Origin of the sequence: Halomonas campaniensis, assembly GCF_002211105.1 — a bacterium.
Lineage (GTDB): Bacteria > Pseudomonadota > Gammaproteobacteria > Pseudomonadales > Halomonadaceae > Vreelandella > Vreelandella campaniensis_A.
In genome coordinates this window covers 67,546-81,112 of record NZ_JPUA01000019.1, presented here as the reverse complement: position 1 = coordinate 81,112, position 13,567 = coordinate 67,546, and the positions used below count along the sequence as shown (strand labels likewise).

The window sequence follows — 13,567 nt, the reverse complement described above, 5'->3', positions numbered from 1 at the left end:
CCATGACACTGTCTCGCCGCCAAGTGTTGAAGTACGGCACCTTCGCCACCGCCGGTGCCACGCTGTTTGGCACCCAGAGCCTGCTGCCCCCCCGCAGCTACGCCGCCACCACGCTGACGGGCGTCACCTATCTGCCCGACTCCTACAAGGCGTTGACCTATGGCTCCAATCGCTTCGTGGAGATGCTCAAAGAGCAGGGAGGCGATACCCTCTCGGTGGAGTTTTACGACTCCGGTCAACTGCTCAAAGTAGACGAACAGCTGCCAGCGCTACGGGCGCGCAGCATCGATTTCATGTTCCATACCTTCTCCTACGTCACCCGCTCCATCCCGATACTGGGCGTCACCGGTTTGCCTGGGGTAGTGGGCGAGCTCTATCGCCATCCGGAGCGCCTGCGCCAGGGAAGCCCACTGATGGAGCTGATCAACGAGGTACTGGCCGAGGACAACCTCTACATGCTCACCTCCGGTGGCGGCATCCTTGAACCGGAGTACCTATGGAGTACAGAGGCTAGCCCCATCCGCCGCCTTGAGGATGTCCGCGGGAAGAAGATTCGCATCGTTGGCTTCGAGGCCACCAAAGCCTTTGAGCCTTACAACGTGGGGGCGACCCGCATTCCCTCCTCAGAGACCTACATGGCACTGCAACGGGGAACCGTAGACGCAGGGGTATTCAATATCTCAACGGTGATCGGCCGCAGCCTCCAGGAGCAGTTGCAGGTCTGCTACAAGCTGCCGATTACCGGTTTCTCGGTTGCTCCCTTCATGTTGCGGGACACCTGGGACAATCTTGACGACGAGGCGCGCGCCGTACTACAGCAGGCAGCTGACTGGTACGACGAGAACTTCATTGAGCACTGCAACAACGACATTTACCCCAACGAGTACTGGCCCCAGATTGAGGAGGCAGGGGTGGAGATTATCGAGCCTTCCGATGAAGACCTTGAAGCCTTCAATGCCGGCGTCCAGGACGTCTGGGATCACTGGAAGGGTGAAGTCGGTGAAGAAGTCGGCGATCGCGCCATCGCGCTGGCCCTTGGCAACGCTTAAGGGAGAGCGAAATGACAACAATGGCAATGCGTAGCTGGGACGGCCTATTGGCCGTTCTACGCTGGACATCCATGGCTGTGTTGGTCTTCATGATGGTGTCTATCTGCTATGACGCCACCATGCGATATGTCTTCGCGGCCCCCACTAGCTGGAGCCTGGAGATCAACTCCTTTCTCCTGGTTTACCTAGCGGTGATTGGCGCTGCCGAAGCACAGCGTCACGACGCCCATATCCGTATTACCTTCTTTAAAGATAAGCTGCCAACGCGTATCCGCGCCTTCATCGACCTGACGACGGGCCTGTTGGGCATGCTGTTTTGCATCATTCTGGTATGGCGTGGCGGCATCATGACGATGCAGGCGTTTGAGTACAGCGAGCGTGTTTCAAGCTCGCTAGGAACGCCAATGGTTTACCCCTATGCACTGCTACCCATCGGCTGCGCCGCCCTGGGGTTACAATTCCTCATTGACGCTGCCCGTGCCGCTAAGCGCTTTCGTCACTCCTTGGAGCAACCAGCGGAGAACAGATAATGACGCCCCTATCGCCGCCATCCAATATTGAACTTGTCGAGGTTGCACCACGAGACGGTTTTCAATCGATACGCGACATACTGCCCACTGCCGATAAACAGCGCTGTATACAGGCGCTACTCGATGCAGGCGTCACTCGCTTGGAGATTGGCTCTTTCGTAAGCCCCAAGGCCATTCCCCAAATGGCCGATACCGGCACGTTAGTAAAAGCGTTTGCTGACCGGCCAGATGTGCGTTTCTCTGCCCTAGTGCCCAACCTCAAGGGTGCAGAACTAGCGTTGGAGCACGGCATTCGCGAAATCGTCTATGTCGTATCGGTATCGGAGTCCCACAACCAGAGTAATGTGCGCCGCAGCACCGCCGAGTCACTTCAAGAACTACACCAGGTGATTGAGCGTATGCGCCGCACCGAGGGTAGCCGACTGCGCCTCGACCTTGGCACCAGCTTCGACTGCCCCTTCGAGGGAACCATCAGTTGGCAACAAGTTGATCGTATTCTCAGCGCCGCACTTGAGCTTATTGGCGACTTGCCCCTAGAGGTAGCGCTTTGTGACACGACCGGTCGAGCCACCCCCTACCAAGTAGCCGACTATTTCACGCAATTGCGCGAACGGCATGCCAGAGTAGGAGTGAACTGGGCCTTCCACGGCCATAATACGTTTGGCATGGGGGTAGCGAATGCCCTCTTCGCCATAAGCCATGGCGCCACAGCAGTCGACACCGCTTGCGCAGGACTTGGTGGATGCCCATTCGCGCCAGGCGCCACGGGTAACACCGCCACAGAGGATCTGTTATATGCCCTACATGGCGGCGGAGTAACGACCGGTATTGACCTACCGAAACTCCTAGAAGCAGCTGATATGATTGCCGCCCTGCCTGGCGGTCAAACAGCTAGCCATCTGCGCCAGGTTCCTAGGGAACGAGTGAGCTGAGGGGGTTCCCATCATTGCCCAACTCCCCATATTGGCCTTCTCCTCACTAATGCCACTTTTTCTCGCCGCTATTGCGCCGAAATTGGCTGATGCGTGAGGCGTTTCCTCAGCGACAGCAGGCTTGCCGGTTAGCTGGTCTTGGAACTGGCCCCACTATCGTTGAGCGTTTCATTCAACACTCATAGCACCCTTCACCTCCCTATTAACTCAGGGCTTGGTGGAGGTGATCGTCGCCATTTTCTTTGCCACCTTTTTAGACTCCGCCTCGCTGGTCGCCATGTGGATCGTACTGGCGGGCGATACTTGAATTACCGCATGCAGAAAGCGCTAAAGTCGAAGGACTAGGCAACATAAAACTTGGGCCTGCGAGAAATTGGCATGTCAATCTCACGGCATGTGAAGGGACGCACGCTAGATGCGGCCTATGACTACCTCAACTGGTGGATTTCTGGATGGCCCGGCGTCGTCATGGCTCGCCAAGGTTATTACATTTCCACCCCAGAACTGACCCGCCCTCACCTTTCCGCTGCGGAGTGGGGCTTTTGGTATGGCGGCAAACCTGCCGCCAAGAACCTTTCGGGCCCCGATTGCACCTCTGATATGATTCATCAAGGTGAAATCCGCGACGGCGGAGACTACCAGACAAGAATGAGCCGAGTCGCGGTGTGGAATACCGTCATGGATGAGTATAACTATTTGGTAAGGCGTTGGAACGATTTTATGTCCGCTTAAGTCGTGTGTTTGATCTAGCATTTAGCCTACTCTCGCCCTCAGCCCTCATACTAGCAGCTAACAGTGTGATGACCATTAGCGCCCCGCCCCTCCGCCTCTTGGTTCTCACGAGCTTACGCGGGGTTCATGTTTGTTCCCCATTTTCTCCCCACCAGCTCGCACCTCATCAAGACTGCACCTGCTAAACACTCGCCAACACCGAAAAATGTTATGGGCCATAGCCAGCAGACCACAAAGAAGCGTTGAAAAGAAAAACTTACGGGCCTCAGCCTACTTCAGCTGCTTGTGCTAGGCTAAATTCAGTAGAGAATTGGGCTCGTACCCAAAAGCTAAAAGGCAGCGTATGACTACGTAGCATGAGGCTGGAAATGCCCAAGAGCGAACCCTCCGGAAAATGCAGCAGGCGCGCGAATTTTAGACATACGAACTAATGGAAATTAATAGGAATACCCGTCATATACTTAGAGCAGATTTTGCAGGCTTTATTTGTCGGACAGACGTGGCGTCGCGTTTGTTCAGTCATAAGATGGGAAGTCTAATAAGCTGTTAGGGGTACAGGATGAATCCAACGAGTTTTATTTGTGAGCGCTCAGCAGAATATATATTGGTTCCTCAGGTAATAGAGGCACTTAGAAATAAATTTCGGTATGTAGTTCCTATATATCCTTGGATTTCGAGAGAAGGGGGTAATACATCTAAGCTGGTCAATGGATCCTATTCTTTCAAAGTCCTTGGACTTTATCCACGGCGCCCCAAGTTATTGCCGAACGATGAAAGAATAATAGTGAAATTCAGCGAACAAATTATCTATGGCGCAAAAGCTAGTCAAAAGTTGGGGATCCCTATTATTGCTGGTTGTCCATTGGCAAAAAGTTTTTGGGAGTTAAGTGAGTGTGAAGACTTTTTATGGGCAGATTTGGCTGAATTCAATACTGATGATATTAATTATTGGGCCATGATTAATGCTCAGGGCGTAATAGCAGAGGAACCTGAAGGTTATTTCTTTAATGATATTGGCAGGGTTTCTGAAATTATTGATCGTTCCGACACGCACTTTGATATAAGTACATTTATCGATGCAATTAAAGAGATCAAGATGAGCAGCAGGGGGGGTGGATCACTATATTACAATGTATTTTATGGGTGGATATAAGCCTGTGTACTTTATTCTAGCAAATCCCTAACAAGTCAAAGCACGCGGACTTGGCAAAGCTGTCACCTTTTTCGCTTACGCAAAAAAGTCGCCAACTTCACCAATCCGGTGTTTGAGACGTTAACCAGAAGAAAGAGCATCTAGATGTCAGTAAACATAGATCAATTCGCAATATACGCAGCCAAGATTTTTGAGGTTCTCTATGACTCGTTTCCAATTTCAGCCCGACTCGATAGGAATTCAATAATCTCCGAGTATCTTACTTTTGATCAGAGCGAAGAGTTGAAGAATCTCAGGATGAAGAACGACTTCGCCAATATCATCGAAATGACAGATAACGTAGAGTTGCAAAACAGGTTTAGGCAGCAAACTCCGGCTGTTAAAGAACAAATTAATGAATTAGAGAATGAGCAACGCTTCGACAGACACCGCCAAGAAGCGATATACGAAGGGACTCTCGAATTTTTGATTTCTGAACAACTATTGAGAGAGCTTGAATCTGGAGGCTATCAACTGACATCAAAGGGATTCTCTCATCTGAACATGGTGTTCGAGAGCGGTAAAATATCTGACGATAGAAGTTCGAATATAGCCATTCTGAAAACGATATTCGAAAAATCATCAGATACCTCTCTTCAAGTTGCGGCAGGTACGGCGGTAAATGTAATTACTCGGATAATTGGGTATGGCTAACACCTATGAGCCTTCTCTCTGTCAATAGGCCGCAGTGTTTTTTTGGCCGCGCCAGCGGCCAATATCAAGTCCCTGAGCAGTGATCCTACTTCATCTGTCATCGTTGGCTGTGAGTGGCTTACAGCAAATACCTATTGAGGCTCTCTTAACGTGGTGGTTTACCACTACCAGACCGGATTGCTCCTTGCAGATGGATCTGGGGCACTAGACATTCATCGGTTAACCAGCATCTGTCCTATTCAAAAGGCGGGTTACTGTTTACAGTCCAGATTCAGCGCCGGTGTAAGCCCACTCGCTCAGGGTATTGGTGCACGCCAGCAGGATGGATAATCAAAGCGACGGGCTTCGAGTTGGGTGTAGAAGACGGGTTTCAGGTCTGAATAACCAGTTAGTAGACACCCCGTTTCAGCGCACTCCGTAATGATCCAGTTAGAGGTTAATCATCATCCCGGTAATTTTGCTATAGTACTCTAGTATTGACCGTATGTTTATAATTGCATTTTCTGATGTTCAAAGCAATTAGTTGCTTTGCAGGAGCTAACAAGGTATTGCATTTAAAACTTCTAAAGGTTAACATAATTGCTAATACACATACCCATCAAACATACTTTTGCGCAGTTGTATTTTTTATTTTATCTGTTTATTTATATAGCCTTCTTTACTCAACAGCAGCAGCGACTACCTACATTTATTTTTTCAGTCTCGTTAAAAAATTCGCCAAACGAGGTTTTACATGAGTAAGAGTATGCAATCTTGGTCGCATGTCAATGAATCACCAATATTTCAGAATATAAAATCAAAGTGGCAGTGCCTTTTAAATAATAGAGACATGAAAGAAGAAGATTACCAAAGATTTTTGAGCGACCACGCTGGCTTCTTCTTTCCCAAAAAAAGCCATATTAGCGGCGACCACCTTGTGTTAGAAAAAATTCAATTAGGCACTCAGTATAAAACTGACTTTGTCAACGCAGAGTGCAACCGAAGCTACGGATTCGAGTACACATTGATAGAATTGGAAAGCCCACATGATACACTCTATACAAAGAACGGTAGGCCAACAAAAAAATTCGCACAAGGGCTTGAACAGATACGCGATTGGAAGCACTGGGTTCAAAAAAATAACTCTATAATTGAAGGCATATTTCCATCAAAAAGCTTCTCACTTACTGGCAAGCCCTCGTTAAAGTACATGCTAATAATTGGACGAAGAGAAACAAGAGAAAATAATTTCGATACAAGAAAGAGGCTTGAAATCTTCAACAACGAATGCATCGAAGTAAGAACCTACGACTATCTTACGGATATATTGGAAGCCAGCAGCCCGAAAGCGCATCTATGGTTATCACACGACTTGATAGGCCCTTCAGAAGAGGAAAACAATGCCTTTTCCAATCCTTTTTTCAAGGCAATCCCTGACGCAAAGTGGAGGAAGATGCTTTCAGAATTTAAGATCAACTACTCTCATATGATATCTCAAAACATTGAAACCATATTAGAGCATCGTACCTTAAACGAACCCCTTATGAACGAGTACATATCTTGGATTAATGAAAATGGCCTAAATCTCATCACAGAACATGAAAAGAAACCACTACAACAAAGTTAAAACATCATGCAAGATCTCTCTAGCCATGTTAGCACCTTCATTACTAACTCACTAGTGAATTCTGAACAATTGGTATAAAATTTTTCATACACGTTATTTTTCCTTATTTTACATCATTACAGATGTACAACACATTGATACCACACCCATCTAATGTGCTGATTTACACCTTGCTTTCTGACTTATAGAAAACATTGGGAGTCACATCTCATGATCAATAAGAAAAGAAATTACACTAACCTAGTTCTATGTCTAGTTTCATAAACCTCATGCTGGCATGCATCATGTGCCTGTAAATCGCCATCATTAAAAAAAACATAGTTATTGCCTACAGAAAATGAACTCTTAAACATTAAACCGCTAAAATCCGGCACGCTTTTTATAAACTCACACAAAAACTGAGTAGGAATATACTCTAATTGACTACTTTCCTTGCTAACTGGTCTAGATAGGTCTAGCGAAAGTTGCTCCAGCAAGTTTAAATAATTTAGAACAATAGACAGTTGTTCTTCCTCAAATGAAGATGCTGAACATAGCTTTCTTGGACTAGTTAAATCCAGTACCACTAGCTCTTTTATGGGCGAAAATTTAGCTACTACAACCTTGCTAGTATTAGAAGGCCTAACTTCTGCAATGCATGTTTCGATATTATCCGATAAATATAAATAAGGTATCCCTACAGGATTTGCTCTACCACCAGTAGCTATCTCTTTTGGAGGGCATCCCATTTTAGATAAATCAATCATCGAATCAGATATTCTTGCCCTATAGAAGGCATCCTGTGGATAAACTTGTGTCTTCAACTGTTCTAGAAGTTGAAAAAAAACCGCAGCATCTACATTCGCCTTAGAACTTGAAAAAAGAGACGAGTAGATTATCCCCCTAGGAAAAAACCGATTCCCATGTTTAATTTCCTCTTTGAAATCTGCCCACTGTACTTTAAAACCATCAAGTTCAAAATTAAAACTAAAAGTTTTATCCAAAATTTCTTCGCCGAAAGCATCTTGAACAATATGCTCTACTTTTTCTAAGCTTTGCTCAAACACTCCATAATAATCTAGTATTTCTGAAAACTTTTTACCACCAGCATCTTCGACAAGTCCGTAGAAAAAAATTTCAAGCTTTTCTGCTAATTTGGTCGTATCTATACAATGAACACGCCTAGTCAAGCAGTAAGTACATCTAGTAACATTTTCTTCCTGATGGATTTTTGTTAATAACGCTGAATCAGAGATACACTTCACACAGCAATTGGGCACTTTTATTCTCCAATATATCTGCATGTTGTTTCAATATGATGTTTCATTGAAAGTTTTTTAACGTGTCCTAGTCCCGGGAAAGAACTGTCTTTTAGGTAAATAAACTCCTTTAAGCCAGATGTCATATAAAAATCATCTGGATGACTATCTACATAATGGCAAAGTTTATGAAGTGCGCTTTTAAACTTCCCCCCGGGATTTGCAGGTGACTCATCATCATAAGAAGAAAAATGTCTTACTCTCATAGAGTCAAATGATTCTTCATCAATATAGCTCAGATGTATCGTGACAACGTATGCAGGACCGCCAGCTTCAGTATAATCTTGGCTTAAAATTGTATAATCACCAAAACCTATTGCTCCGCTAAAACTCTGCCATTCAGTATGGAGCGTGGAGAAAAAAGATGTTTCTGAATAATCAGCGTTTCTTGTCTTCTTATCAAAAGAATCTGAATAAAGCACTACTCTTTCTAATTGAGACAGAGCCCCTGGGTGAATTTTCTCGCGGTCAACCAACACACACTTAGCCATTATCAAGTCACTTAACATTTTCCTATCAACACTTCCCGCCACAAAAACCGCAACATCTTTGATATCAAGAGAATATCTTGATATATTATCAATATCTTTAAAATCATTCACTTTCAGGCATGGAGTAAATAAATTAATATAGTCATTCATATCAGATAGAAAATCAAATGACTCTTCTTTATTTGAAAAATTACCAATATTAGGATTTATTATAAGTAAAGGCTTAACCCCTTTCTCAGAAAGAACTTCAAGAGTTTTTTTCAGTGGCTTCGTATTATTTCTAACCGGCTCAATCACAGGGCAGAAGGAGTTCTTATCAACAAAATCTGCTAACTCTCTAATAGCAATTAGCTCAAACTGCTTACCTCTAAGAATTGGGTAGTACATAGCATTTCCTTACTTAAATTTATCTTTAAATTTTTTATCAGTGACCTTCTATTACCCTGCTTAAGGGTATAGCTAATCCCAGCCATCAACAAGGACTCAGGAAGTTTAGTCACATAATCCTTATCAACTTTTCTTGTTTCCTTGAGCACCTTACAAAAAAGTCCTCTAATTATGTTGGATGGGATTTTCGAAAGCTCTTTTTCACATCTTTCAAAAACTTCTGTATTGTTCTCCAATGGCATTTTTCCAGTAGCTAAACGCACCATTTCTTTATATTCTTTTAATCGCAACGACTTCATCAAAACTGGAACATCGACGGGCTCGCTATTACGGCTAGCACTTCTTAAAACACTCAAAGTGTTTCTTTTAGTTAACTCAATAACTCCAACATCTAGTGGAATATTTTCAAACACCTTTTCTAAATGTTCATGACTAGTCACAACAAAAACTTCATCAAATATCTTTTTATATGATGCTAATTGATCAGGCAACCGCGATAAATTATCATAACTTGATTTTATTTCGTAGCAGACACTTCTTCCGTTCAAAACTACGCAATCAGCTTTATTTTTTCCAACACGAAATTCAGGAATAACAGTTGCAGTATTTAAAGAATGAATTCCAAACAGTATCTTCCTTGCGACCGTGTTTTTAAAATAATACTCAGCCCTATAACTTTTAGACAATTCAAGGAAACAAAGCTCAAAAACATCCAACACTGTAAAGAAATCCGGCAACTTCTTTTCATGCACAGCGGCTATCTCTAATAGAAAGCTTAGATCCCCAGCGGCAATTTCATTGATTCGCCTACTCGTAAAAAGCTGAGCATTCCTTTTAGATTCATGCATTTTTTCACCAAAACCGCATATCAACCGCATTAGAATTAATATAGTCTGCCATCACTTCTACTTGCAACCGTCTCGAAGTAGGTAGCTACAACAAAAAAACCCTAAGCAGAAGATAATAGCTGCTCAGGGTTTCAATTTGGCGCGCCCGGCAGGATTTGAACCTGCGACCCTCGGCTTCGGAGGCCGATACTCTATCCAACTGAGCTACGGGCGCTTGTGGGTGCGTATCGTAACTGTGCAGGGGCGCTGTGTCCAGCCGTATGGCGCTTGAGTACCTTTAGTCAATTGACCGTTTTCCCTGGTGTGGTGCATGCTTTGGGAGCACTTCTGCACCTTAGTCCATTGGGAACACAATAATATGAAAACATTTGCACGTAGCACGCTGGCTCTGGGCATCTCCCTGGCGCTGGTGAGCGCCGCGAACGCCGCTGATTTTGCTGATATGGATCCCGTCACTCTGCGCCTGGCCCACGTGGTCAATGAGCAGGACGGTTTCCACATCGCCGCCACCAAATTTGAAGAGCTGGTAGAAGAGCGCACCGAAGGCAAGGTGGATATCGAGATCTACCCCAACGCCTCACTGGGTGACGAGCGTACTTTGCTGGAAGGCATGCAGATCGGCACCGTGGATATGGGCGTCATCACCAACGGGCCGGTAGCCAACTTTGTCGAAGAGATGGCGGTGTTCGAACTGCCTTTCCTGTTCCCCTCCCCGGAAGCCGCTTATGAGGTGCTCGATGGCCCGATTGGCCAGGAGCTGCTCGATAAGCTTTCTGAGGTGAATCTGAAAGGCATGGCCTACGCCGAACGCGGTTTCCGCAACCTGACCAACAGCGAACGCGCCGTAAACTCGCCGGAAGACCTGGACGGCCTGCGTATCCGCGTGATGGAGAACCCGGTCTACACCGATACCTTCCGCGAGCTGGGCGCCAACGCGATTCCCATGGCGTGGACTGAAGCGCTGACCGCCATGCAGCAGGGCACCATCGACGGCCAGGAGAACCCGGTGAACGTGATCCACTCGTTCAACCTGGATGAAACCCAGAACTACATGACCCTCTCCCGCCACACCTACGCCCCAGCAATTTTTGTGATGGGTATGCCCGCCTGGAACCAACTGCCTGAAAACGCCCAAGAGGTACTGCTCGCAGCCGCACAGGAAGCAGCGGAGCATGAGCGCCAAGTGAATGCAGAGATGGAGAGCGAACAGCTGCAGGCCCTGCGCGATGCGGGCATGGAGATCAACGACGATCCAGATATGGAGGCCTTCCAAGCCGCTGTCGAGCCGGTGTATGAGAAGTACGGCGAGCAGTTCGGTGATTACCTGCCGCGCATCCAGGAAGCGCTCAAGTAATTCGCTTCCCATCGAGGCAAGCCCGACATTAGATACAGTGCTTTTACAGCAGTGGCTGAGGGCTGTTCCCGCGCAGGAACGGCCCTTCCAACCAAGAGACACGCCTGATGGCTGACACCACCCATACGAAGCTGGCGAACAGGCTCAATAAGATCAATCTCAATTTACTATTGGTTTTTCACACGCTGTATTGGAAAAGGAGTTTGACGCTCACCGCACAAGCGCTCTGCCTGACGCAACCGGCCGTCAGCCACTCGCTGAAAAAGCTCCGCCTGTTAATGGATGACCCGCTTTTCATCAAGACATTGGAGGGCATGCAACCGACCCCGCTTGCCCGGCAGATGGATGCCGCCGTAGCCAAAGGGCTGTTCTACCTCGATCAGGCAGTTCACAGTAGTAACGAGTTTTCGCCCGCCACCTCAAAGCGGGAGTTTCGGGTCAGTTTGGTGGACTATGTCAGCCAACAGCTGCAACCCAAGCTTATCCAGCACTGTTTGGAACACGCGCCCGATTTGTGTTTCAACATGCTCTCCACGCGCATCGCGAGCGCAGAGGGCGCCCAGCAAGTCCTTCAAGAACACGATATCGACCTGGCGGTGGTGCAGTTCGAAACCTTGCCGCTCACCTCTCACCATGAGTACCTGTTTGACGATGTGATTGGCTGTGTGGGTGATGCGACCTTTCATGGCAAGAGTAGCGCCATTACCCTTGAGGCGTTTTTAAACTCCCCCCAGGTCGCTTTGTCCCATCGTGAGGACAGCCCGCTGTTAATCAATGAAAAACTGCGGGAGTTAGGGTTAGAGCGGAAAATCGTCGCCAAGACGCCCTACATCAATCCACTGCAAGAAATACTGGTGTCCACAGCACTGCTCTGCGTGGTGACAGAGAGCGCGGCCAGGGTCATTTGCCGCAACAATAGCTTGAAGTTCTACGCTCTGCCCCTGGACGTCCCAGCGTTCAAAGTCTGCCTGTGCTGGGATGAAAGGAAGGATCATGATCCTGGCATACACTGGTTGCGGCAATTAACCCGGGAGCTGATGACACCAGCCCCCTCCGCCCTGGGCAACCCTTAATCAAATAGCCAAACTCACTCCACTGCCACGACTTTACCTCGATTCAACAGTAGCTTGGGATCCAAAGCGACTTTCATGCGCTTCATTAAAGCGATCTCCTCGCTGGAGCGGGAAATACTTAGATAATCGCGTTTTTCGAGACCAATGCCGTGCTCGGCAGAGATCGAGCCGCCGTACTCTTTCAGGGGCGAGTAAACCAACTGCTCAACTTGGCGGCGGCTTTGCGGGCTGTCGTCGCGCACCGTGATCATGATGTGCAGGTTGCCATCGCCAAGATGGCCGAACACGATCATTTTTCCTGTTTGCGGAAACTGCGCCTTGAGGTTTTGATCCAGGGTATCGACGTACGCGTCCATATGGGGAATCGGCAGGCTGATATCATAGGAGAACATCGGCTTCAGCTGGTGCACCAGCACTTCGATATCCTCTCTGATCGCCCAGATGCCCTGGCGCTGGGCGCCGGAACTGGCCAGCACGGCATCTGTAATCAAACCGTTTTCCATCGCCTTTTGCAGAATCTCAGAGAAGTGCTCCGTATCCTGGGCGTCATCTAGCCCCAGGGTTTCGATGATCGCGTAGAAAGGCGAGTCGTCGGCCAACGGGGGCGCATGCTTGCCGCTCTCGGTGGTCACCAGCCTGTAGTGGCTATTCCACAACGCCTCGAAGGCGCTAAGGCTATTGGCGAGCTCTTGGGAGACCCTACGTAACAGCTGGGTCAAGGCATCGAAGGAGGGCACCGCGACCAGCGCAGTTTGCTCGCTGGGCATATGCGGCTGCAGCCGCAGCACGGCGCGGGTGACGATACCCAGCGTGCCTTCGCTACCGATAAATAGCTGTTTGAGGTCGTAGCCAGCGTTATTCTTGAGCATTTTGTTCAGCGAGCTGACCACGGTGCCATCGCTAAGTACGGCCTCCAGCCCCAGCACTTGCTGGCGCATCATGCCGTAGCGAATGACCCGTATGCCGCCCGCATTGGTGGCGATATTGCCGCCAATGGTGCACGAGCCCCGGGCGCCGAGATCGAGCGGAAACTGCATATCGATCTCTGCCGCGGCTTCCTGCACACGCTGGAGCGTTACCCCAGCCTGAACCTGAATCGTAGAGCCTACCAGATCGACCTCCTCGATCTGGTTCATCAGTTCCAGAGAAACCACCAACTCCTCGGGGCTGGCTTCCCCCCCGTGCACAATGCCGGTCATGCCGCCATGGGTCACCACCAGCTGGTCGGCCTGATAGCATAAGGCCATGACTTTGCTAAGCTGTTCGGTGTTGCGGGGCCTTACAATGGCCTTGGCACGACAGGGCGCCCCGGTAAACCAGTCGACGCTACGCTGGGAGACATCTTCACCGAGCAGCACGCCTTCTGGGCCGACTACCGCTACTAGGTCGTTAAGCAACTTATCCATTGGTTATTCCTGTTT

The 13,567-nt window shown here is 48.1% G+C and carries 13 protein-coding genes and 1 tRNA gene; 9 read left to right on the top strand and 5 right to left on the bottom strand.

Features of this window, described 5'->3' with window-relative positions; translation table 11 throughout:
• Positions 1-2 precede the first annotated feature (2 nt).
• The 7 genes from JI62_RS07085 (at position 3) to JI62_RS07055 (ending at position 6,695) form a co-directional block, all read left to right on the top strand.
• Positions 3-1,049, top strand: coding sequence for a TRAP transporter substrate-binding protein (locus JI62_RS07085; RefSeq protein WP_088699486.1), 1,047 nt, complete (start codon positions 3-5; stop codon positions 1,047-1,049).
• An 11-nt stretch (positions 1,050-1,060) separates the two neighbouring features.
• Positions 1,061-1,579 (top strand): TRAP transporter small permease, encoded by a 519-nt coding sequence (locus JI62_RS07080; RefSeq protein ID WP_088699485.1) that lies wholly within the window; start codon positions 1,061-1,063, stop codon positions 1,577-1,579.
• The gene (locus JI62_RS07075; RefSeq protein ID WP_088699484.1) at positions 1,579-2,511 is read left to right on the top strand and encodes a hydroxymethylglutaryl-CoA lyase; all 933 of its coding nucleotides are present in this window, start codon (positions 1,579-1,581) and stop codon (positions 2,509-2,511) included. The genes JI62_RS07080 and JI62_RS07075 overlap by 1 nt, the downstream gene beginning before the upstream one ends.
• Before the next feature lie 378 nt (positions 2,512-2,889).
• Positions 2,890-3,243: a hypothetical protein gene (locus JI62_RS07070; protein ID WP_205737494.1), complete on the top strand. Its 354-nt coding sequence runs from the start codon at positions 2,890-2,892 to the stop codon at positions 3,241-3,243.
• A 559-nt stretch (positions 3,244-3,802) separates the two neighbouring features.
• Positions 3,803-4,396 carry a hypothetical protein gene (locus JI62_RS22425; RefSeq protein ID WP_141101306.1) on the top strand — a complete coding sequence of 198 codons (594 nt, stop codon included), beginning with the start codon at positions 3,803-3,805 and terminating at the stop codon, positions 4,394-4,396.
• Between the two features lie 144 nt (positions 4,397-4,540).
• The gene (locus JI62_RS07060; protein WP_088699482.1) at positions 4,541-5,089 is read left to right on the top strand and encodes a hypothetical protein; all 549 of its coding nucleotides are present in this window, start codon (positions 4,541-4,543) and stop codon (positions 5,087-5,089) included.
• Positions 5,090-5,822: 733 nt separating this feature from the next.
• Positions 5,823-6,695, top strand: coding sequence for a Shedu anti-phage system protein SduA domain-containing protein (locus JI62_RS07055; protein ID WP_088699481.1), 873 nt, complete (start codon positions 5,823-5,825; stop codon positions 6,693-6,695).
• A 230-nt stretch (positions 6,696-6,925) separates the two neighbouring features.
• Here JI62_RS07055 and JI62_RS07050 read toward each other — a convergent pair whose 3' ends face one another.
• The 4 genes from JI62_RS07050 to JI62_RS07035 form a co-directional block, all read right to left on the bottom strand.
• Complete coding sequence (locus tag JI62_RS07050) at positions 6,926-7,939, bottom strand: RES domain-containing protein (protein ID WP_170938497.1); 1,014 nt, start codon at positions 7,937-7,939, stop codon at positions 6,926-6,928.
• A 17-nt stretch (positions 7,940-7,956) separates the two neighbouring features.
• A complete protein-coding gene (locus tag JI62_RS07045) occupies positions 7,957-8,871 on the bottom strand; it encodes a sce7725 family protein (protein WP_088699479.1) in 915 nt (304 codons plus the stop codon).
• The gene (locus tag JI62_RS07040) at positions 8,832-9,719 is read right to left on the bottom strand and encodes a sce7726 family protein (RefSeq protein WP_088699478.1); all 888 of its coding nucleotides are present in this window, start codon (positions 9,717-9,719) and stop codon (positions 8,832-8,834) included. Before JI62_RS07040 ends, JI62_RS07045 begins: the two co-directional genes overlap by 40 nt.
• A 137-nt stretch (positions 9,720-9,856) precedes the next feature.
• A tRNA-Arg gene (locus JI62_RS07035) sits at positions 9,857-9,933 on the bottom strand.
• 144 nt (positions 9,934-10,077) lie between these two features.
• Between JI62_RS07035 and JI62_RS07030 the strand changes: the two genes are divergently transcribed.
• Both JI62_RS07030 and JI62_RS07025 read left to right on the top strand, forming a co-directional pair.
• Entirely contained in the window at positions 10,078-11,073 is a 996-nt protein-coding gene (locus tag JI62_RS07030; protein WP_088699477.1) for a TRAP transporter substrate-binding protein, read from the top strand.
• A gap of 107 nt (positions 11,074-11,180) precedes the next feature.
• Positions 11,181-12,146 (top strand): LysR family transcriptional regulator, encoded by a 966-nt coding sequence (locus JI62_RS07025; protein WP_088699476.1) that lies wholly within the window; start codon positions 11,181-11,183, stop codon positions 12,144-12,146.
• Between the two features lie 14 nt (positions 12,147-12,160).
• Here JI62_RS07025 and JI62_RS07020 read toward each other — a convergent pair whose 3' ends face one another.
• Positions 12,161-13,552 (bottom strand): FAD-binding oxidoreductase, encoded by a 1,392-nt coding sequence (locus tag JI62_RS07020; RefSeq protein WP_088699475.1) that lies wholly within the window; start codon positions 13,550-13,552, stop codon positions 12,161-12,163.
• Positions 13,553-13,567: the final 15 nt, after the last annotated feature.